The following is a 21,711-nucleotide window of genomic DNA, read 5'->3' on the forward strand; positions in this document are numbered from 1 at the left end:
ATCATTAGCCAAATTTTCAAATCAAGTGTGATCCTATTGAACAAGCGTCTAGTAGTTAAAAACCTTGGCCGACAAGATTATGAGCCGGTATGGAAAGCGATGCATACCTTTACTGACGAACGCGATGAAAACTCGTGTGATGAAGTATGGTTAGTTGAGCACAATCCAGTATTCACTCAAGGACAAGCAGGTAAAGAAGAACATGTTCTGGCTGCTGGAGATATCCCTGTCGTAAAAAGTGATCGTGGCGGGCAAGTAACCTACCATGGACCAGGTCAACTCGTCGCTTATGTTTTGATTAACTTACGCAGAAAGAAAATAGGTGTCCGTGAATTAGTCACACACATTGAAAACACGGTAATCAACACATTAAGTCAGTTTACTATTGAATCAGCAGCAAGACCTGATGCTCCAGGTGTGTATGTTGATAATAAAAAGATATGTTCTCTTGGTTTGCGTATCCGCAAAGGATGTTCATTCCACGGACTGGCACTAAACGTAAACATGGATTTATCTCCTTTCCTAAGAATTAACCCTTGTGGTTATGCTGGAATGGAAATGATACAACTGCACGATTTAATTAAAGAAAATGATACGGTAGAGAACAAAGCAGAACACGTTGAAGATGTTCACCCTTTACTTATTAAAGAATTAACAACATTACTTGATTACACTGATATTGAGTACATAACGGAAAGCAGCCATCATGAGTAAGCCAATTCAAATGGAAAAAGGCGTTAAATACCGCGATGCCGATAAAATGGCATTAATTCCAGTTAAAAACATGCCAACAGAGAAAAAAGAAGTATTACGTAAGCCTGAGTGGATGAAGATCAAACTTCCATCAAGCAGTAAGCGTATTGATGAAATTAAATCAGCAATGCGTAAAAATAATCTTCACTCTGTATGTGAAGAAGCATCTTGCCCTAACTTAGCAGAATGCTTTAACCATGGTACGGCAACCTTCATGATCTTAGGTGCAATTTGTACCCGTCGCTGCCCTTTCTGTGATGTTGCTCATGGACGCCCAGTCACTCCTGAAGCTGAAGAGCCAAAGAAACTGGCAAAAACGATTAAAGATATGAAACTGAAATATGTGGTAATCACATCAGTCGACCGTGATGATTTACGTGATGGCGGAGCACAACATTTTGCGGATTGTAATCGTGAAATTCGTGAATTAAACCCTGAGATCCGTATTGAAACGCTAGTTCCTGATTTTCGTGGTCGTATGGATCGCGCATTAGATGCGATGCATAGCAACCCACCAGATGTATTCAACCACAATTTAGAGACCGCTCCACGCCTATACCGTAAGGTTCGCCCTGGCGCAAATTACCAGTGGTCACTTGACCTATTGAAGAAATTCAAAGAACAACACCCAACAGTACCAACCAAATCTGGTGTGATGATGGGTCTAGGCGAAACAAAAGAAGAAATAGTAGAAGTACTAAAAGACTTACGTGCTCACGGTGTAACGATGTTAACACTGGGTCAGTATTTAGCACCAAGTCGCCATCACCTACCCGTTGAGCGTTACGTTCCACCTGCAGAGTTTGATGAATTAAAAGTGATTGCTCTTGAACTTGGATTTACCCATGCTGCTTGTGGTCCATTTGTTCGCTCTTCTTACCATGCTGATCTTCAAGCGAAAGGCGAAGAAGTTAAATAGGGTCTAGGGTCTGAATAATAAAAAAAGTTGACGTTTTGGCGTCAACCTTTTTTGTTTTTACTAAACATTAATCAATATGATTATGGGCGAATAAGATAATCCGCTTTCCCCACCCATTTGTAACTTGTCAGCTCTTCTAAGCCCATTGGACCACGAGCATGAAGTTTCTGGGTAGATACTGCTACTTCAGCGCCTAAACCAAACTGAGCCCCATCAGTGAAGCGTGTTGATGCATTCACATACACGGCTGCTGAACCTGCGGTATTAATGAACTTTTCAGCAGATTCAATATTATTTGTTAAAATAGTATCAGAATGACTCGCATTATGTGTTTGCATATGAGCCGCTGCTTCATTTACATCAGACACCACTTTCACACCTAATGTGTAACTTAGCCATTCAGTATCAAAATCACCGTCTTGTGCTTCACGTAATGACACGTTTTTAAACTCTTTTAGTAACAAATAAGCTTTTGGTTCAGCAACCAATTCAACACGACCTGCCATTTTATTCGCTAATAATGCTAAGAATTGTGGAGCCACTGCCTCATGAACTAACAGTGTATCAAGTGCATTACATGCAGATGGACGCTGTGCTTTTGAATTATCAACCACCAATAGTGCTCTTTCTAAATCAGCACTCTCATCAACAAACGCATGGCTAATACCAAACCCGCCAATGATGACTGGAATTGAACTGTTTTCTTTGCACATTTTGTGCAAACCTGCACCACCACGTGGAATGATCATATCAACATAATCATCTAGGCGTAATAGTTCTGAAACTAGTTCACGATCTGGTTTCTCGATGTATTGTACTGATGCAGCTGGTAAGCCCGCTTTTTCAAGAGCAACTTGAATGACCTTAACTAACTCCATATTAGAGAAGAACGTCTCTTTACCACCACGTAGAATACTCGCATTACCGGTTTTTAAACATAATGAAGCGATATCGATCGTTACATTTGGACGAGCTTCGTAAATCACACCAATCACACCAATTGGTACACGGCGGCGAGAAAGTGACATGCCATTTTCAAGCATTTTACTGTCAATTTCACTACCAACAGGATCATTTAAGTTGATCACATTACGAACGTCATTAGCAATAGCAACTAAACGCTCTTCTGTTAGTAATAAACGATCTTGCATTGCATCTGAAATGCCCGCTTCTACCGCTGCACTAATGTCTTTTGCATTAGCCGCAAGAATCGCCTCTTTGTTCGCTTCAAGTTCATCAGCAATAATCGCCAATGCTTTGTTCTTCTGGGCTGTTGGAGCTACCGCTAAGTCAAACGCTGCATTTTTTGCTGCTTGACCCATTTTTGTTAAATTCACAATAAATATCCTTTACTAAATCAGTACTAAATCATCTCGGTGGATAGCTACAGGCCCATATTCATAACCTAATACTGCATAAATATCCTGACTGTGTTTTCCTAAAATCTTATGTAAATCGTCACTTGAATAACGAGAAATACCTCGGGCAATTAACTCACCTTTCGTATTTACAATCTTAGCAACACCACCGCGAACAAAGTGGCCAGAAATCGACGAAATCCCTTTGCTCAATAAACTGCTGCCTTTTTGCTGTACTGCATTCACAGCACCGTCATCAATAACAATCGTACCATTAGATGCAGGGCCAGCAAGAATCCAACGTTTGCGACTCTCTAATGCACATTCAACAGGCAAGAACTTTGTTCCTTGAGGCTTTGAATCTACAACATCAGTAATCACATTCTCAGCGCTGCCAGCAGCAATAACAACTTCAATACCCGCTCGACGAGCAATATCAGCCGCTTGAAGTTTAGTTGCCATCCCGCCTGTGCCTAATGCAGTCCCACTACCACCTGCGATTTTACGTAATGTTTCATCAATGGTGTGCACTTCTTTAATCAATTCGGCTTTTGGATCTTTACGCGGATCAGCCGTAAACAAACCAGATTGATCCGTTAACAGCAATAATTTATCTGCACTCGCCAAAATACCAACTAAAGCAGAAAGGTTATCGTTATCCCCAACCTTAATTTCATTTGTTGCAACCGCATCATTCTCATTAACGATAGGAACAATGCCATTTTTTAATAACGCTTGCAGCATGTCACGAGCATTTAGATAACGTTCACGATCATCTAAATCCGCTCGAGTTAATAACATTTGGCCAACGTTAACACCATAAATAGCAAATAAACTCTGCCAAGCTTGAATTAAGCAACTTTGACCAACAGCAGCTAATAACTGCTTGTTAGCCATGGTTTTGGGTAGTTCGGGGTAATTTAAATGTTCACGTCCAGCCGCAATTGCGCCAGAAGTTACAACAATCACTTGATGACCTAACTTTTTCAGATGCACACATTGGCGAACTAATTCCACCATGTGTGCTCTGTCTAGTTTTAATGTGCCACCAGTGAGTACACTTGTACCAAGTTTAACGACTATGGTTTGAGATTGTGTATTCAATTCCCTACTACCTATTTAACTAATAATGTTGTGTATTACGAAATACATTCATCGTAATAATAATATAAAAATCACCCTATTTTTAGCAAGCAAATCAGAACAGTACAAGCCTAAAATAAGATTTTATGACATTTCATCTAAATCAAGGAAATAAAAAGCCAGATTAGTGTTTCATCTCTTCTTTTATCCATTCAATCATTTGGTTTAATGCGTCTTCATAGCCACTGTGCAATGTCTTATTTTTTAGCTCAACACCTTTACCATATTTACTGAACATTGCCGCTAATTTATTATCTGATTTTGGAGAAACAGGATCCCCCGCTAACCCAATAGCTAAAATAGATACCGATGTTTTTCTTCCACCAGATAAAAAGCCTTGGTACTTAAGAGACCATGCTTTCATTTGCCCAGTTAAACTATTAACGTCCACCACTTGTTTTGCCAAGCGAGATGCCAATATGTCTAAATACATTTTTGGCATTTTCTTTAGTTGTGTTGAGTTTGACAACACTTGATGGATTGGAGCACCAAGAGCAACGCAAGTTTTCAGTTTATTCGGTTCAAGAAAAGACAACCGCAATGCGACATTTCCACCAAATCGGAACCCCATAACAGCAGCATGAAAACGATCAACCCAAGGAATATGAGGTAAATAATTTAGCACAGCTTGATGCAAGCAACTTGAGTCTTCAGTTAGCGGCCAGTACGAACTGTGTCCAATCGATGGCATATCTAATGTTAGCATTGCCATATTATTTGGCGCTAAATAATCACGGTACAAAGACCACATGTCCGTTTGCAACGAATCCATACCACCACTAACAATAACGACAGGTAACGGTTTTTCAGTATTCGGTAAATGCAAATAACAGGTGATTTTTCGACCTTCATAAGGGACTAAAATCTTTTCAATTCGGTGAGAGGTCTGTTTTGCCGCCATATCATAAGCTTTGCTCGCAAGTACCTGTGCCTGAGTGGCTAAATTATCCCCTTTTATATGCGGATAACCGGCAATACTAAAATATAAGCTGGCTTTAAAAAAACGTTCCGCAGCCTCGTTCCCTTCAAGGTCTGACGCACATTTCTGATGCTCCATTCCTGCATTAATCCACTCATAAGCCCAGTTACCAGCGCGATATCCGGTGACAGTATCTAACCATTCAGGTTTCGTTCTGTCTTTATCACTGCTTGCCATTTTAGACAAAATCCCTTCTAACTCAATCGGATCAACCCCTTGCCAAATCCATTGAGGACGACGAAGTTCGCGATACCAATTTCGTTCTGAATTTTTTGATATCTGTTCTAAACTGCTTGGAAGATAAGGCACAAGGCAAGAGGTTTCTAAAGCTTGCTTATTGGTTTTAAACAACTTAACAGAGAGATTTTCGCTTTCAGGCTGGGTCATATCAAACACCGATATACATAAAGTAATTAGGCCTACTATATACTGAAAGCCTATAAATAGGGTAATCAACTTACTCTTGAATTTAATTAATATCGATAAATAACAAACAAAAAAAATGACCCTTAAAAGAGTCATTTTCTATTGGTTATAACGTAAGCTTATTTTTTACAAATAGGATCTACGTACGTTACAGCCATGTCCCATGGTTGCTCGATCCACGTATCTTGTGGAATATCGACAACATACGCATCAACTAAATCAATGCCTGCAGGTTTTGCACATACAGTGACTAATTTACCTTTAGGGTACATTTGACGCAATTTAACCGCAGTGTCACCACTATCAACTAAATCATCAATGATGATGAAACCTTCACCATCACCTTCCATCGCTTTAACAACCGTCATATCACGCTGATGATCGTGGTCATAACTTGAAATACATACGGTATCAACATAACGAATGTTTAATTCACGAGCTAGAATTGCCGCAGGAACAAGTCCACCACGGCTCACAGCCAAAATACCTTTCCATTGTTCAGCAGGAAGTAACTGTTCAGCAAGCTGACGAGTATACATCTGCATGTTATCCCAAGTTATTACAAATTTATTAGCCATAATAGACAAAACCTCTCAGTGGCACAGTTAACAACAACTATGCCGTAAAAATAAATTTCAGCGTGAATAGTGCAGCAAGAACCCAAACGCTGATATGAACATCGCGACCTTTACCACTTAACAACTTAATCGCTGCATAAGAGATAAAGCCTAATGAAATACCATCAGCAATAGAGAAGGTTAAAGGCATTAGCAAGCATACCACAACAACTGGCGCCGCTTCAGTAAGATCTCTCCAATCAATACTCACAAGACCCGACATCATTAAAATTGCGACATAAAACAACGCACCGGCCGTTGCATAAGCAGGAACCATCCCAGCTAATGGAGCAAAGAATAAAGCCAATAAAAACAAAATGCCAACAACAACAGCCGTCAAACCAGTTCGACCACCGGCTGCTACACCTGCAACACTTTCAATGTATGATGTTGTGTTTGATGTACCTAATAAAGCCCCTACAGATGTCGCCGTTGAATCCGCAAGCAAAGCTCTATTTAGACGAGGAATATTGCCATCTTTATCCATGATCCCTGCCTTTTGAGATACACCAACTAACGTACCGGCAGTATCAAACAAATCAACGAATAAGAAAGCAAAAACAACGCTTAGCATACCAATATCAAAAGCACCTGAAAAATCGAGTTGTAAAAATGTAGGTGCAAGACTTGGTGGCATTGACATAATGCCAGCATATTGAACTTCACCAAAGAGCAAGGCAAGTCCAGTAACAGCTAAAATAGCGATCATAACAGCCGCTTTGTAGCCACGATGAACTAAAGCAATGGTTAAAAATAAAGCCAATGCCCCCATCGCTGCAGGAAAGCTATTAATATGACCAATAGACAATAAAGTTGCCGGATTATCGACAACTATGCCTGAATTCTTTAGAGCGATGAAAGCCAGAAATAAACCAATACCCGCCGAAATACCAGTGCGTAAAGAAAGAGGAATCGAATTAATAATCAACTCTCTTATTTTACATAAACTTAGAAGAATAAATAACACACCTGACATGAATACAGCAGCGAGCGCTACTTGCCATGTATGACCCATTCCCAATACAACAGTGTAGGTAAAGAACGCATTCAACCCCATACCTGGAGCTTGAGCTATTGGGAAGTTAGCAACAAATCCCATGATAAAACACCCTATTGCAGCAGCAATACACGTTGCAACAAAAACAGCGCCTTTATCCATTCCTGCATCAGCCAAGATTGCTGGATTCACAAAAATAACATAAGCCATTGTTAAGAAGGTGGTTAACCCGGCAATAATTTCAGTACGAACGTTCGTACCATTAGCTTTAAGTTGAAATAGTTTTTCAAGCATTGGGGCTCATTCCTAGTCTGCTTTATACAGATTAAACGTTTGCGTAATCGATTGGCTGAGAATTATAAAGAGGTATTATGGGAATTTCTAGCGATTATTTATCTTTTACTGTGTTAATAGTAAATAAAGTGGATGCTCTAATAGAAAAAGATAATATTTATTAAGAGGTTGGATACATAGAGGAGAATGTTTAGGCAAAAAAAACGCCACCCAAATATTTTGGATGGCGGAGAATGTAATATAACCCAAGCGGGTAAATTAGAATTCCAATTATAGGGGTATAACTTTAACGTATAAAACCGAAGTTTTATTAGTAACCAAAGCTCATTGGGTATACAAATTGACTTGTGTATACAGAGCGTTGATTCCAGAATTTAGAAGAGCTTATGCAGTACATAATATCACCTTATCAATTGATAGTTAAAAACAATAAAATTGATCTCGGTTCCTTGGAGGCGATAAATCGGACTCATCCTATGAGCATTTACAGTATCTGAAGACTCTCTAGCAGATGAGTAAACTATACTCTCACTGAAACTTTATTACAACAAAAATTTGAAGTGGATCACACAAAACACATTAAATAGTCAATCAATCGAAATATTACGTAACTAAAGAACGGAAACGTTTGCTATTTATGTGTCTGTATTTTTTCCTTAATCCTAGTAAAGAAGATTCAATAAATTTACGATATCAAACAGAGTAATTAGCTAATTTGAGGGGTATACTTATTTGTATTGATAATCAATTACCCAAAAAGACAGCGCATTAATTTGCTATTCACTGTTTTCAAAAGGAGATACTTGTGTCTGAGATCAGTCAACTAACACCACAACCTATTTGGCAATTTTTCGATAAAATTTGTTCTATCCCCCACCCATCTAAACATGAAGATGCATTAGCTCAATATATTATTGATTGGGCAACAAGCGAAGGTCTTGATGTTCGCCGCGATCCTACCGGTAATGTATTCATCAAAAAAGCGGCAACGCCGGGAATGGAAGATCGCAAGGGTGTTGTACTTCAAGCCCATATTGATATGGTTCCACAAAAGAATGAAGATACTGACCATGATTTTACTAACGATCCAATCCTTCCATATATAGATGGTGAGTGGGTTACAGCAAAAGGCACAACACTGGGTGCCGACAATGGTATGGGCATGGCTTCATGTCTTGCTGTTTTAGCCTCAAAAGAATTGAAGCATGGCCCATTAGAAGTATTATTAACCATTGATGAAGAAGCAGGCATGACTGGTGCCTTTGGTTTAGAAGCTGGTTGGTTAGAAGGTGACATTCTTCTTAATACCGATTCAGAACAAGAAGGTGAAATCTACATGGGTTGTGCTGGTGGTGCTGATGGTGCTATCAAATTAATGATCGAACGTGAAGCACTGCCTGCTGGCTATGTTACTCGTCAAATTACACTAAAAGGCCTAAAAGGCGGCCATTCTGGTTGTGACATTCATACTGGTCGTGGTAACGCAAACAAATTACTGGGTCGATTCCTTGCTGGCCACGCTGTTGAACTGGATTTACGCCTTGTTGAATTCCGTGGTGGTAGCTTACGTAATGCTATTCCTCGTGAAGCATTCGCAACGGTTGCCGTTCCTGCTGAGAATGAAGCAAAACTGGCTGAACTATTTACTTTCTATACCGATCTATTGAAAGACGAATTAGGTCGAGTAGAAACGAATATTGTAAGTATCAACGAGACAGCCTTTGCTGAAAACGTCTTGACACTAGCCACTCAAACTCCGTTCATTGCGACACTAAATGCCTGTCCAAATGGTGTTATCCGCATGAGTGATGATATTGAGGGTGTGGTAGAAACGTCTTTAAATGTGGGCGTTATTACTACTGAAGAAAGCACAATCACAATTCTATGCCTAATCCGTTCATTAATGGATTCTGGCCGTAGCATGGTTGAAGGAATGCTTTCATCTGTGGCTGAATTAGCAGGAGCACAAGTCAGCTTCTCTGGTACATATCCAGGTTGGAAGCCAGACGCAGATTCTGAAATCATGCATGTGTTCCGTGATGTCTACGAAGGCATTTACGGAAATAAGCCAAACATAATGGTAATTCATGCAGGTTTAGAGTGTGGTCTATTTAAAGAACCTTATCCTAAAATGGACATGATCTCATTTGGTCCGACCATCAAGTTTCCTCATTCTCCAGATGAGAAAGTAAAAATTGATACGGTTGCTCTTTATTGGGAACAAATGGTTGCCATTTTAGAGAACATTCCCAAAAAATAATCCTTTAGTATTGGGATTATAAAAAACGGTCAGCTTATGCTGACCGTTTTTATTTATAGTCAAATAACGTCAATCGTTAAAAATAAACTTTTGGGTTAGTTGCACCCCAGATAACATAAAGCTCAGGCATACTTCGGCTGCTAAATGCTTCCATTTCTTTAGTTTCAATCGTCTGCTCATTTTGTTTACCAAATAGAACGACTTCATCACCAGGCTGAACATTCTTAATATCAGTCACATCAACCATCGTTGTGTTCATTGATGTCACACCGACTACATTCGCTTTCTGACCATTGATCAACACATACCCATTATTACCAATAGAGCGAACATACCCATCAGAATAGCCTAAAGGTAAATTGGCTAAAATTGAATCTCGACCTAACACATAAGTGCTGCTATAGCCTATCGTGCTGCCCTTTGGTAAGTAATTCAAAGAAGCAACTGAGGTCTTAAAACGAACAATACGCTGATATTCAGGGTTACTTGGCATATCTCCATACAACAATCCACCTGGACGAACCATATCTAAATGTGCTTCAGGTAAATTAATCGTGGTGTAAGAGTTTGCGACATGCAGAGTGATGTTTTCACGATTTAACTGAGCTTCATCAATAAGCCATTTACTTTCTTGCTTAAATAAATCCAGTTTTGTACGGATCTCATCAACTGATTCATTAGGGAAATGCGTCATAATACCAACAATATTAATATGACCATTAAAGGCAATATTTAACGCCTCTTTTTTCCCTTGAGGTTGAGATAAATCAAGGCCATTGCGTCCCATTCCGCCCGCATTCAATGCAAGATGAACAGGAATTACGGTATGATTTTTTTTTGCTAATTTAGCAATCGTATTTGCTTGCTCACTTGAACCAATAAGCTCTTCTATTTGATAATTTAAGCCTGATTCAATTTCATTTGGTGTCGCAGCACGAACACGCATGATCTCACCAGAGAATCCTTTAGCTCGAACAATACGCGCTTCTTCATTACTTGTGATACCAATACATTCAACATCACGACTAATCACTGAATCCATTAATCCTTCAATTCCATTACCGTATGCATCCGCTTTCATGATCGCACAGATTTTAGTGTCTGAATTAAGTGATTTTTTTAATGTATCAATATTATGTTTAAATGCTTGAGTATCAATTTCTAACCATGCATTTGCTTGTTGGATTTTTTCTTGAGAAGTGAGTGTGTCTAGCGTTAATAATGGTGCAGAAATAGCTGATGTCGGTAAAATAAGGCTTAATGCCAAAGCACATTTTGTAAAGTTCATAAACAACCGTTGTGTATAATAATTATATCGTAAATTACGACGTTATATTATATAGAGATGGTTATTTAGCCTCTATGAAATTTGTCTATATAACAATCGGTTGCCCATTATATGTTCGATAAACACCAAATTGAAATCACCTATATATATACAAGTAATCTAACCAAAACAACTGCTACTCAAATGCAACATTTTATAAACTATCAAAAATGAGAATTGTTGATAGTTTTATTAGAAGAAACTTAATTGTTGAGTGACTTCCTTATCTTTAAGCATTACGTTTAATCCGATAAGTCGGATCTCCCTCCCTTTTTGCCTTTCTAATACTTCAATCAAAAGTTCTTCAAAAAATGCTAGCGTTAATTGATTATGCACATGTTCAATCGTCGTTTGTTGGAAGTCTGCGAACTTAATTTTAATACCTTGCTTAGCAATATAATTATCACCATTTGCTTTTATTAGTCTCGACTCTAATTCAGGGTACAAGCGTGTTTTAATGACTTCCCAGCATTCTTCAAACATGCTGATATTATGAGAAAATGTTCTTTCTACACCTACGGACTTTCGATTACGCTCTGTAATCACTTCTCTTTCATCAATTCCATGAGATCGCTTCCATAATGAAGCCCCCATTTTTCCAAATAACAATAATAACTCACGTTGGTCAAACTGTTGGACGTCCTTGCAAGTATGCAGTCCTGATCTATGTAACCGCTCTAAGCTTACTTTTCCGACCCCTGGTATTTTCTCCAATGGTAATGAGTCAATTTCATCCATAACCATATTTGGAGTAATCACATACTGACCATCAGGTTTATTTAAATCAGAGGCAATTTTAGCTAAAAATTTAAGAGGGGCAATTCCTGCTGATGCGGTTAATTGCAGTTCATTAAATATGTCTCTACGTATTTGTTGAGCTATCAATGTCGCCGAACCATGCAACAACGTACATTCACTAACATCGAGATAAGCTTCATCTAAAGAGAGTGGTTCTATTTTATCAGTATAGCGACGAAATATACGGTGTATATGGTGAGAGACTTGCTTATAGACCTGCATGCGACCAGGTACAACCACCAAGTGAGGACAAAGGGATAACGCTCGTCCTGTTGGCATTGCAGAATGAAGACCAAACTTCCTAGCTTGATAGTTACACGTACTTAATACACCACGCTGTCTTTCACTTCCACCAACGGCCAAAGGAACGTCACGTAATGCAGGATTATCTCGCATTTCAACCGCTGCATAGAAACAATCCATATCGATATGAATGATTTTACGCACCTTTTTATCTGCTTCTAATTCCACGTTTTCAATCTCAACACTCACATCAACTGTATAAATAAACAGTTAAATGATAGCGATGAAATGATTTTTTTACAATAAAAAACAGCATCTATAAAGATGCTGTTTTAAGATAGTTATAGAGTAAAAAACTTACGCGATGCGATCTTTTTCCCATGCAGCTAGTTTTTCAGCTCGAATGATTTCTTTAGCTTCACGTTTTTTTCGTGCATCACAAGGTTCTGGACAGTTACACACTTTATCTATCCCAACAGAACCAAGGCCACCACAACTGCCTTTCACTACTTTACGTTGCACAATATAACCAATAGCCATTGCACCAATAACAGTAAGAAAAACACCAAACGTAATTAGAAAAGTATTCATTATCTACTCACTTATTTCAAAAAAGGCTTAAAGGCTTCAGAAGAGAGTTCTTTAAAGCCATCTTTAGTTTTCACAATCATGAAAACAGGAATGTTATGTTTATTAGCAACGGCCATGCCTTGCTCTTCACCTAACACCATTAACCCTGTAGCAAGTCCATCAGCAGTCATTGATGATTTATCAAGTACTGTAACTGAGACAACTTTATTGGCTATTGGGTTCCCTGTAATAGGGTTAATAATATGAGAGTAACGTACACCTTCTTTTTCAAAGTAAATACGGTAATCACCAGACGTTGCAACCGCATGATGCCCAGGCTCTATTATTTCTTGAATAGAACGTTCATCAACCGTTGGCTTTTCTATCGCGATACGCCAAGCAACATTCTCTTTATTATTCCCTTTAACTCGCATTTCACCACCGACTTCGACCATATAGTCAGTAATGCCTAATCCTTCTAAATAATTAGCAACAACATCAACTCCCCAGCCTTTTGCTATTGTTGATAAATCAACATAAAGGTTAGGGATATCTTTTGTAACAGTTGTTTCTGTCGCGCTTAAATGCTGAATACCGACAATAGCACGACGAGCATTCAATTCATCTTCAGTAGGAACAACCTCAGGACGAGCTTCTGGACCAAAACCCCATATATTAACTAAAGGACCAACCGTGATATCTAATGCACCCAAAGTGACTTTATTTAAGCGAATCGCTTCACTAATCACTGTGGCTGTATCTTTAGAAACCGTAAATGGCGTTAATGCTGTACTCTGATTAAATTGACTCAGTTCTGAGTCTTTACGGTACGTCGACATTTGGTCATTTACTAACTCTAGTCGTTTATCTATCTCTGCATGAATAACATCTTGCTTTGGTAAGCCATCTTTATTAATAAATTTAATATTATAGCTTGTCCCCATCGTTGGACCATTTAAATACACTTGTTCACGTTGTTGTTCACCACAACCGCTAAGTAGTAGTAAAGCAAAACAAGATAACAAAATCAGTTTGGTTCTATTCACTAAATGAGTAACACTGACAATCACTGCCAACTCCTTAATTAACATAAATTTAAATAACAAAACAATACACAGGAATATACATTCCAAAAAAACCTATAACCCTGTACTTTGTCTGGTTAAATGTAGCGCACTAATACGAAAAAAGGCTGACTCAATTGATGAGCCAGCCAATATTTTTCACTTCGAGAGATTAACCACCGAAGTCATCTAGTAAGATGTTTTCATCTTCAACACCAAGATCTTTCAGCATACTGATAACAGCAGCATTCATCATTGGTGGACCACACATGTAATACTCACAATCTTCTGGTGCTTCATGATCTTTCAAGTAGTTTTCATAAAGTACGTTGTGAATGAAACCTGTGTAACCATCCCAGTTATCTTCTGGCATAGGATCAGATAAAGCACAATGCCATACGAAGTTATCATTGTTAGCCGCTAGGCCATCAAAATCTTCAACGTAGAACATTTCACGTTTAGAACGTGCGCCATACCAGTAAGACATTTTACGCGTTGATTTAAGGCGTAGAAGTTGGTCAAAGATATGAGAACGCATTGGCGCCATACCTGCGCCACCACCGATAAATACCATTTCATTATCAGTGTCTTTTGCAAAGAATTCACCAAATGGACCAGAAATAGTACATTTGTCGCCTTCTTTTAAAGACCAGATATAAGATGACATGATACCAGGCGCTACGTTTGGATTATTTGGCGGCGGAGTAGCAATACGTACATTAAGCTTGATAATGCCTTTCTCTTCTGGGTATGAAGCCATAGAGTAAGCACGGATCGAATGCTCTTTAACGATTGACTCGTAACGGAATAAATTAAATTTATCCCAATCACCACGATATTCTTCAGGAATATCATAATCAGCGTATTTAATATGATGTGGTTCAGCTTCAATTTGAATGTAACCACCAGCACGGAACGGAACTTCTTCGCCATCAGGGATAGCAAGAACCAATTCTTTGATAAAAGTGGCTTCGTTGTCATTCGAAGTAACAGTACATTCCCACTTTTTAACACCAAAGATTTCTTCTGGAAGTTCAATTTCCATGTCAGTTTTCATTGCAACTTGACATGCTAGACGCTCGCCTTCACGAGCCTCACCTTTAGAAATATGATCAAGCTCTGTTGGTAGAATATCACCACCACCAGATTTCACTTTTACACGACACTGACCACAAGAACCACCGCCACCACACGCAGATGATACAAAGATACCAGCGCTACCAAGAGCACTAAGTAACTTGCTACCTGGTTGTGTAATGATCGCTTTTTCAGGATCGCCGTTTACAGAGATAGTAATGTCACCTGCAGGTACTAATTTAGATTTAGCGAATAAAATCACTAATACTAAAATTAATACAATAATGGTAAACATCGCTACACCAAGAATAATGCTTTGCATTTTTTATTCCTTATAATTGGGTGCTTACCCTACAGTTGAACACCAGAGAAAGACATAAAGCCTAACGCCATCAAACCTACTGTAATGAAAGTAATACCTAGGCCACGAAGACCTGGAGGTACATCTGAATATTTCATTTTCTCACGAATACCCGCAAGTGCCACGATAGCTAACATCCAACCAACACCAGAGCCAAATCCGTACACGATCGATTCAGTGAAGTTATAGTCACGTTGTACCATGAAAGATACACCACCGAAAATTGCACAGTTAACTGTGATTAACGGAAGGAAGATACCTAATGCATTGTACAAAGGTGGGAAGAAACGGTCTAAAACCATCTCTAAGATTTGTACAAGAGCGGCAATAACACCGATGAAAGTAATGAAGTTAAGGAAACTTAAATCCACACCTTCTACTAGCGCGCCATCTTTTAATAAGTAGGTATAAACCAAGTTATTTAAAGGCACAGCAAGAGTCAGTACAACAACTACTGCAACACCAAGACCAAATGACGTCTTTACTTTTTTAGATACGGCAAGAAACGTACACATACCTAAGAAAAATGAAAGTGCCATGTTCTCGATGAAGATCGATTTTACAAGCAAACTAATATAATGTTCCATTTCGACCTTACTCCTTCGCTTCTACTTGTTCAGGCTTAAAGATACGGATAGCCCAAATCATAAAACCAATTAAGAAGAATGCTGATGGTGCTAGTAACATTAAGCCATTTGGTTGATACCAACCGCCATTAGAAACTAACGGAAGAACTTCAACACCAAACAATTTACCAGAACCTAATAGCTCACGGAAAAATGCAACAGTGATAAGAACAAAACCATAGCCTAAACCATTGCCAATACCATCAATAAAAGATGGTAACGGCTTAGATTTCATAGCAAAAGCTTCAGCACGTCCCATTACAATACAGTTTGTAATAATCAGACCGACAAAAACAGACAGTTGCTTAGAAATATCGTAAAGATAAGCTCTTAAGATTTGGTCAACAACAATTACTAATGATGCGATAATTGCCATTTGAACAATAATACGCACACTACTAGGTATATGATTACGAATTAATGAAACAAAAAAGTTAGAGAATGCAGTAACAAACATTACCGCAATAGTCATAACAAATGCTGTTTCTAATTTCGTTGTTACTGCAAGCGCAGAACATACACCAAGAACTTGCAACGCGATTGGGTTGTTATCCAATACTGGCGCTAAAATATTCTTTTTAAGATCTTTAGTATTCATTAGTTAAGGTCTCCTGCTTTCACTTTAGCAAGGAAAGGACCGAAACCCATATCGCCAAGCCAAAAATCAAACGTATGCTGAACACCGTTACTTGTTAATGTTGCGCCAGATAATCCATCTACGCCTGATACTGAATCAGCAGGAGCGCCACCTTTAACGACTTTAATAGCAAGAGTGCCATCAGCGTTAAACAGTTTCTTTCCGATGAATTGTGCGCGCCATTGTGGATTTTCTACTTCGCCACCAAGTCCTGGGGTTTCAGCTTGATCGTAATATGTAATACCAGCAATAGTATTACCATCAGTCTCAATCGCTAAAAACGCGTACATCATTGACCAAAGACCAGACCCATGAATAGGTAAAATAATACGAGTAAGCTCATTGTCTTCTTTTACTAGGTAAACTAACCCAATATTAGAACGACGAATGATTTTCGCTTTATCTTGTTCAGGCGTAAGCTTAATTGATGTTGCTGAATCTTTAGCAGAAGCACGTTGGTTAAAACTTGCTGCGTTGCCTTCAACGAATTCACCTGTTGAAAAATCAACTAAACGAGGCTCAATATATTCTTGGTATATCGCAGGAATATCTGTGCCTTTATCATTTAAGCTAGCAACAGCAACAATATTTTTTTGCTTATCAAGAACCGCATTATATTGTTGCTTATCTTTTAATAAAGAAGCCGCCATTGATACGACAAGTGAGCACACTAAACTCAAGCCGACAACAACTAGCAGTGTCTTTTTAATGCTATCGTTATTACTTGCCATAGCGTTTTAGTCTCCGTTTCACGTTACCTTCAACAACAAGGTTATCAAACAGTGGAGCAAATAAGTTTGCAAACAGGATAGCTAACATCATACCTTCTGGGTACGCAGGGTTAACTACACGGATCATTACAGCCATACCACCAATTAAAATACCGTACCACCACTTACCTTTACTGGTAAATGACGCTGATACTGGGTCTGTAGCCATAAAGATCATACCAAACGCAAAACCACCAAGAACTAGGTGCCAGTGCCAAGGCATGCTAAACATTGCGTTTGTATCAGAACCAATAAGATTAAACAGTGTAGACACTGCAACCATACCAATCATAACACCCGCAATAATGCGCCAAGATGCAATACGCATGTAAACGATCATTAGGCCACCAAGGATCAGAGCAAGAGTCGAAACCTCACCGATTGAACCTGGGATATTACCAATGAATGCGTCCATCCAAGAGATAGTGTTACCAGTGACTGTATTAACTAAGCCACCTTGACCGCCTTGTGCCCATTGGCTAAGTGCTGTAGCACCAGAGAAGCCATCAGCAGCAGTCCAAACTGTATCACCTGAAATTTGAGCTGGGTATGCAAAGAATAAGAATGCACGACCCGCAAGCGCTGGGTTTAGGAAGTTACGACCAGTACCACCAAAAATTTCTTTTGCTACAACAACACCGAAGGTAATACCTAACGCTGCTTGCCATAGTGGAAGAGTTGGTGGAACGATCAATGCGAAAAGAATAGAAGTAACAAAGAAACCTTCGTTTACTTCATGCTTACGCACCATACAGAACAACACTTCCCAGAAGCCACCAACAATAAACACAACGGCATATATTGGTAAGAAGTAAGTTGCACCCAGTAGCATGCTACTGCCCCAACCTGCATCAGCACTTATTGTGCCGCCAAGCATTTCGGTAAACCAGTAGTGCCAGTCACCAGAAACGACAGCTGCTAATTCAGCGCCAGAGTACATGTGCTCAAGAGCAACAATCGCTTGATGACCTGAGTTGTACATACCCCAAAATGTTGCAGGGAATACAGCAAACCAAACCATGATCATGATACGTTTTAAATCAACGCTATCACGTACATGTGAACCACCTTTAGTAACTAAACCTGGTGTATAAAATAGAGTTGCAGCCGCTTCATAAAGCGCAAACCACTTCTCATATTTACCGCCAGGTTCAAAATGAGGTTCAATTTTTTCAATAATCTTTAACAGGCTCATTGATTACCCTTCCTTCTCGATGGTATCCAAGATCTCACGAAGCATTGGACCATACTCATATTTACCAGGGCACACATACGTACATAGACCTAGATCATCTTCATCTAACTCTAATGCACCTAAACGTGCAGCACTGTCAACATCACCAGCACAAAGGTCACGCAATAACATGGTAGGTTCCATGTCTAAAGGCATTACACGTTCGTAACTACCAATTGGCACCATTGCACGATCACTACCATTGGTAGTTGTTGTCATGTTAAACAGTTGACCTGAGAATACATGGCTTAGGAATGAACGAGTAACAGAGAATTTATTTTTACCAGGGACAGCCCAGCCTAAAAACTCTTTCTCACGACCTTCACGAAGAACACACACTTGCTGATGGTAAGGACCAAGGTAAGCATGAGGGCCAGACGCTTGAGTACCATTTAATACAGAACCAGAAATGATTCGTACTTCACCAGGCATTACTTCGCTGTCAGTTAATTCAAGTAAGCTAGCACCAGTAATAGTACGAACTAAACGAGGATTATTTACGGCAGGTCCAGCTAAAGATACGATTCTGTCAGAGTAGATTTCACCCGTTAAGAATAATTGACCAAAAGCAATAACGTCTTGGTAGCCAATGCTCCACGCCACATTATTTAGATCCACAGGATACAAATAATGCATGTGAGTACCCGCTAACCCTGCTGGATGAGGGCCATCAAATACATGTTCTTCAACATTGCCTTGAGAAGAGCGAGGTAAACTCCCACCTTTCTTACATACATAAACCTTCTCACCTGTTAACACAGATAATAAATCTAGGCCTGCAACAAAAGCGTCTTCTTGTTGGTTGATGATCACTTCTGCATCAGCTGCTAAAGGATTAGTATCCATAGCAGTTACAAAGATAGCCTTTGTTTCAGAATCGATCGCTGGAACCTTGCTGAACGGACGAGTACGTAATGCAGTCCATGCACCAGAATCAATAAGCTGTTGCTTGATCGCATCACGATCAAGAGAAGCCAACTGATTTGCTGCATAGCTATTAAAAGTAACCTGCTCTTCGCCTTCAACTGCAATTACTACAGATTGAAGTACACGTTTAGCACCACGGTTAATTTCAACAACTTTACCACTTACTGGAGATGTAAAAATAACACCAGGATTCTTTTTATCAGCAAAAAGAATCTGACCTTTTTTAACTACATCTTCAACGCGAGCATGCATCGTAGGACGCATACCAACATACTCTTCGCCAAGCAAGGCGACTTTAGTGATGGAATTACCATCATTAATCACCTGAGTTGGAACTCCTGCTATAGGAAGATCCAAACCCTTTTTTATTGTAATCATACGCACTTGCACTAATTTAATTGGGAAAAAGGATTCTATATAAGACACGACATTACTAATTCATGTTCAGTGTTAATAATTAAAACTATCAACACAATAACAATCTAGTAATATGCTTTTTACATAAAGACGAAAAAAGCTATTTTAAGGCGGAAGATTCTAGCATTTTTTATAGTGTGCATGCCACGCTCAATAGCCAGATTCCCACAATTTTTTGCTCTTCATTGTTAGAAATCATTGAAATGCTTTACGCATTTTAGATCCAGTGCACAATTATTGCTCAAAAATTAAAAATACCACCTTAGTGGCAATGACATGGGTAACACGTAAAAAATCAACAAGAAAAAGTAACAATTGTTTACTTAATGTTAAGGAATAAACAATCTTGTTTCATCATTAACTTTTTGATCCCCCCATACAATTAGGTGAGCTCGGAACCAATTCAGAATCCAATGCCTGCCATTCTGATTCCGTGTAAGTATGAATGGCTAATGCATGAATATGGTTCGCCAATTCATCCGCTAATATTGCATTAATCATTCGATGACGAGCTAATAAGCGCTTATCATTAAACTGATCACTAACCACTATGACTTTAAAATGGCTCTCAGATCCTTCTGGTACATTGTGCATATAACTCTCATTCAATACTTTTAAGTATGATGAAGACAGCTCTGAGTGTAATTTTTGCTCTATTTGTTGCTGAATCATATAAATCCCTTCTTTATTTCAATTCTTCTATTTCCACTTTATACACCATTTGCGACAATAGCCAGAAGCGTTCCTTATTTGAAGATCCTATATATGAAAACTGAATTATGTTTGTTTGATCGTACTCTCAATCTACAGCGTTACCCAAAACGTGCTCAAGAATTATTGCAAGCATGGGATGCCGGTGATGAGTTCATCATTAAGCATGTAGAAGAAGAGCTAAACCTAGAAGACAATAAAAACATCCTTATCTTAAATGATAATTTTGGTGCTTTATCTTGCTGGTTCTCTGAAAAGCACAATGTCACCATGATGACCGATTCGTTTGTTTCTCAACGAGGTACATTAAAAAACCTACAACGTAATCAATGTAACCGCGTACAGTTGATCTCTTCAACGGAGGAAATGCCTCAAGGTTTCGACCTTGTGATAATGCAAATTCCAAAAAACAATCGAATGCTCGCTTGGCAACTTCAACAGCTTCGCCAATCAATGACGGCTGAATGCCCAATTATTGCCGTAAATAAAGCGAAAGAAATACACAGCTCAACACTTGAAGTTTTTGAAGACTATTTAGGGGAAACCAAGACATCATTAGCTTGGAAAAAACACCGCCTAGTTTTCTCAAATGCAAATGCAACCAATCCACTAACCATTGCAGAAGCCGTGTGTTGGAGTGTTGATAATGAAGATATCGATCTGCTAAATTACCCTAATGTGTATTCAGGTGAGCGTTTAGATCAAGGCGCTCGTTTTATGCTTGAACATATTCCAGTTGATGCAGAATTGCGTCATATCATCGACTTAGGTTGTGGCAATGGTGTTTTGAGTGTTAAAGCTGCTCAACTAAACCCAGAAGCACGAATTACCTGCATAGATGAAAGCTTTATGGCTGTAGAATCAGCTCGTCGTAATTTAGAAGTCAATCTAGGTAAAGAACGTCAATTTCAGTTTATTGCGAATAACTGCTTGGATGGATTTAAAAAACACAGTAGTTACTTAGTATTATGTAATCCTCCTTTTCATCAAGGCCAAGCCGTTACTGACCATATTGCATGGCAAATGTTCTGTGATGCTAAGCACATCTTATGCAAAGAAGGGAAATTATTAGTTATTGGAAACCGTCATCTTGATTATGATGATAAATTATGTCGCTTGTTCGGTGAAGAAAACGTCACCACCATTGCTAGCAATTCCAAATTCGTTATTTTAGAAGCCGTTAAAGCTGAAAAATCAAAATAA

Annotated in this window: 21 protein-coding genes; 4 read left to right on the top strand and 17 right to left on the bottom strand. The window is 38.9% G+C overall.

The genetic code is table 11. The annotated features are described in order from the left end of the window. The first annotated feature begins 36 nt into the window (after positions 1–36). Positions 37–714 (top strand): lipoyl(octanoyl) transferase LipB, encoded by a 678-nt coding sequence (gene lipB / locus A6E04_RS11160; protein ID WP_035470463.1) that lies wholly within the window; start codon positions 37–39, stop codon positions 712–714. After that, complete coding sequence (gene lipA / locus A6E04_RS11165; protein ID WP_012549743.1) at positions 707–1,672, top strand: lipoyl synthase; 966 nt, start codon at positions 707–709, stop codon at positions 1,670–1,672. The genes lipB and lipA overlap by 8 nt, the downstream gene beginning before the upstream one ends. Before the next feature lie 80 nt (positions 1,673–1,752). On the opposite strand, the gene A6E04_RS11170 is transcribed toward lipA, so the two are convergent. The 6 genes from A6E04_RS11170 to vcdP form a co-directional block, all read right to left on the bottom strand. Continuing rightward, complete coding sequence (locus A6E04_RS11170) at positions 1,753–3,009, bottom strand: glutamate-5-semialdehyde dehydrogenase (RefSeq protein WP_065611370.1); 1,257 nt, start codon at positions 3,007–3,009, stop codon at positions 1,753–1,755. A gap of 15 nt (positions 3,010–3,024) precedes the next feature. Further along, complete coding sequence (gene proB / locus A6E04_RS11175) at positions 3,025–4,134, bottom strand: glutamate 5-kinase (RefSeq protein ID WP_012549741.1); 1,110 nt, start codon at positions 4,132–4,134, stop codon at positions 3,025–3,027. Between the two features lie 163 nt (positions 4,135–4,297). Continuing rightward, positions 4,298–5,539: an esterase FrsA gene (gene frsA, locus A6E04_RS11180; protein ID WP_065611372.1), complete on the bottom strand. Its 1,242-nt coding sequence runs from the start codon at positions 5,537–5,539 to the stop codon at positions 4,298–4,300. A 158-nt stretch (positions 5,540–5,697) separates the two neighbouring features. Then, on the bottom strand, positions 5,698–6,156 hold the full coding sequence (gene gpt, locus A6E04_RS11185) for a xanthine phosphoribosyltransferase (RefSeq protein ID WP_012549739.1): 459 nt from the start codon (positions 6,154–6,156) through the stop codon (positions 5,698–5,700). Between the two features lie 37 nt (positions 6,157–6,193). Beyond that, complete coding sequence (locus A6E04_RS11190) at positions 6,194–7,486, bottom strand: NCS2 family permease (protein WP_012549738.1); 1,293 nt, start codon at positions 7,484–7,486, stop codon at positions 6,194–6,196. Between the two features lie 310 nt (positions 7,487–7,796). Next, the gene (gene vcdP / locus A6E04_RS21650; protein ID WP_479722855.1) at positions 7,797–7,883 is read right to left on the bottom strand and encodes a small protein VcdP; all 87 of its coding nucleotides are present in this window, start codon (positions 7,881–7,883) and stop codon (positions 7,797–7,799) included. Positions 7,884–8,291: 408 nt separating this feature from the next. Here vcdP and A6E04_RS11195 point away from each other — a divergent pair, with 408 nt between their 5' ends. Next, on the top strand, positions 8,292–9,746 hold the full coding sequence (locus A6E04_RS11195) for an aminoacyl-histidine dipeptidase (protein ID WP_065611374.1): 1,455 nt from the start codon (positions 8,292–8,294) through the stop codon (positions 9,744–9,746). A 76-nt stretch (positions 9,747–9,822) separates the two neighbouring features. On the opposite strand, the gene alr is transcribed toward A6E04_RS11195, so the two are convergent. The 11 genes from alr to bolA form a co-directional block, all read right to left on the bottom strand. After that, positions 9,823–11,034: an alanine racemase gene (gene alr / locus A6E04_RS11200; protein ID WP_065611377.1), complete on the bottom strand. Its 1,212-nt coding sequence runs from the start codon at positions 11,032–11,034 to the stop codon at positions 9,823–9,825. Positions 11,035–11,265: 231 nt separating this feature from the next. Continuing rightward, the gene (gene dinB / locus A6E04_RS11205) at positions 11,266–12,342 is read right to left on the bottom strand and encodes a DNA polymerase IV (protein WP_026469734.1); all 1,077 of its coding nucleotides are present in this window, start codon (positions 12,340–12,342) and stop codon (positions 11,266–11,268) included. A 129-nt stretch (positions 12,343–12,471) separates the two neighbouring features. Next, on the bottom strand, positions 12,472–12,705 hold the full coding sequence (gene nqrM / locus A6E04_RS11210; RefSeq protein ID WP_012549726.1) for a (Na+)-NQR maturation NqrM: 234 nt from the start codon (positions 12,703–12,705) through the stop codon (positions 12,472–12,474). Positions 12,706–12,716: 11 nt separating this feature from the next. Continuing rightward, positions 12,717–13,715, bottom strand: a complete 999-nt coding sequence (locus A6E04_RS11215) for an FAD:protein FMN transferase (protein ID WP_220488517.1) — start codon at positions 13,713–13,715, stop codon at positions 12,717–12,719. A gap of 205 nt (positions 13,716–13,920) precedes the next feature. Continuing rightward, complete coding sequence (gene nqrF, locus A6E04_RS11220) at positions 13,921–15,147, bottom strand: NADH:ubiquinone reductase (Na(+)-transporting) subunit F (protein WP_012549724.1); 1,227 nt, start codon at positions 15,145–15,147, stop codon at positions 13,921–13,923. A gap of 29 nt (positions 15,148–15,176) precedes the next feature. After that, a complete protein-coding gene (gene nqrE, locus A6E04_RS11225; protein WP_012549723.1) occupies positions 15,177–15,773 on the bottom strand; it encodes an NADH:ubiquinone reductase (Na(+)-transporting) subunit E in 597 nt (198 codons plus the stop codon). 7 nt (positions 15,774–15,780) lie between these two features. Beyond that, positions 15,781–16,410 carry an NADH:ubiquinone reductase (Na(+)-transporting) subunit D gene (locus A6E04_RS11230; protein ID WP_012549722.1) on the bottom strand — a complete coding sequence of 210 codons (630 nt, stop codon included), beginning with the start codon at positions 16,408–16,410 and terminating at the stop codon, positions 15,781–15,783. Next, positions 16,410–17,180: a Na(+)-translocating NADH-quinone reductase subunit C gene (locus A6E04_RS11235; RefSeq protein WP_012549721.1), complete on the bottom strand. Its 771-nt coding sequence runs from the start codon at positions 17,178–17,180 to the stop codon at positions 16,410–16,412. Before A6E04_RS11235 ends, A6E04_RS11230 begins: the two co-directional genes overlap by 1 nt. Further along, positions 17,170–18,414, bottom strand: a complete 1,245-nt coding sequence (locus A6E04_RS21305; RefSeq protein WP_012549720.1) for an NADH:ubiquinone reductase (Na(+)-transporting) subunit B — start codon at positions 18,412–18,414, stop codon at positions 17,170–17,172. The genes A6E04_RS11235 and A6E04_RS21305 overlap by 11 nt, the downstream gene beginning before the upstream one ends. Before the next feature lie 3 nt (positions 18,415–18,417). After that, positions 18,418–19,758: a Na(+)-translocating NADH-quinone reductase subunit A gene (locus A6E04_RS21310; protein WP_012549719.1), complete on the bottom strand. Its 1,341-nt coding sequence runs from the start codon at positions 19,756–19,758 to the stop codon at positions 18,418–18,420. Positions 19,759–20,154: 396 nt separating this feature from the next. Continuing rightward, positions 20,155–20,469, bottom strand: coding sequence for a transcriptional regulator BolA (gene bolA / locus A6E04_RS11250; protein WP_012549718.1), 315 nt, complete (start codon positions 20,467–20,469; stop codon positions 20,155–20,157). A gap of 93 nt (positions 20,470–20,562) precedes the next feature. Between bolA and A6E04_RS11255 the strand changes: the two genes are divergently transcribed. Further along, on the top strand, positions 20,563–21,711 hold the full coding sequence (locus A6E04_RS11255) for a methyltransferase (RefSeq protein WP_017023094.1): 1,149 nt from the start codon (positions 20,563–20,565) through the stop codon (positions 21,709–21,711).

The sequence above is a fragment of the Aliivibrio logei genome (assembly GCF_001691055.1).
Classification (GTDB): Bacteria; Pseudomonadota; Gammaproteobacteria; order Enterobacterales; family Vibrionaceae; genus Aliivibrio; species Aliivibrio salmonicida.

Excerpts from the sequence above, each read along its gene's own strand:
- A6E04_RS11230 (WP_012549722.1), bottom strand. The coding sequence starts at position 16,410 with ATGAATACTAAAGATCTTAAAAAGAATATTTTAGCGCCAGTATTGGAT.
- vcdP (WP_479722855.1), bottom strand. The coding sequence starts at position 7,883 with ATGTACTGCATAAGCTCTTCTAAATTCTGGAATCAACGCTCTGTATAC.
- nqrE (WP_012549723.1), bottom strand. The coding sequence starts at position 15,773 with ATGGAACATTATATTAGTTTGCTTGTAAAATCGATCTTCATCGAGAAC.
- frsA (WP_065611372.1), bottom strand. The coding sequence starts at position 5,539 with ATGACCCAGCCTGAAAGCGAAAATCTCTCTGTTAAGTTGTTTAAAACC.
- A6E04_RS11255 (WP_017023094.1), top strand. The coding sequence starts at position 20,563 with ATGAAAACTGAATTATGTTTGTTTGATCGTACTCTCAATCTACAGCGT.
- A6E04_RS11235 (WP_012549721.1), bottom strand. The coding sequence starts at position 17,180 with ATGGCAAGTAATAACGATAGCATTAAAAAGACACTGCTAGTTGTTGTC.
- bolA (WP_012549718.1), bottom strand. The coding sequence starts at position 20,469 with ATGATTCAGCAACAAATAGAGCAAAAATTACACTCAGAGCTGTCTTCA.
- nqrM (WP_012549726.1), bottom strand. The coding sequence starts at position 12,705 with ATGAATACTTTTCTAATTACGTTTGGTGTTTTTCTTACTGTTATTGGT.
- A6E04_RS11190 (WP_012549738.1), bottom strand. The coding sequence starts at position 7,486 with ATGCTTGAAAAACTATTTCAACTTAAAGCTAATGGTACGAACGTTCGT.
- alr (WP_065611377.1), bottom strand. The coding sequence starts at position 11,034 with ATGAACTTTACAAAATGTGCTTTGGCATTAAGCCTTATTTTACCGACA.
- nqrF (WP_012549724.1), bottom strand. The coding sequence starts at position 15,147 with ATGCAAAGCATTATTCTTGGTGTAGCGATGTTTACCATTATTGTATTA.
- A6E04_RS21310 (WP_012549719.1), bottom strand. The coding sequence starts at position 19,758 with ATGATTACAATAAAAAAGGGTTTGGATCTTCCTATAGCAGGAGTTCCA.
- A6E04_RS21305 (WP_012549720.1), bottom strand. The coding sequence starts at position 18,414 with ATGAGCCTGTTAAAGATTATTGAAAAAATTGAACCTCATTTTGAACCT.
- lipA (WP_012549743.1), top strand. The coding sequence starts at position 707 with ATGAGTAAGCCAATTCAAATGGAAAAAGGCGTTAAATACCGCGATGCC.
- gpt (WP_012549739.1), bottom strand. The coding sequence starts at position 6,156 with ATGGCTAATAAATTTGTAATAACTTGGGATAACATGCAGATGTATACT.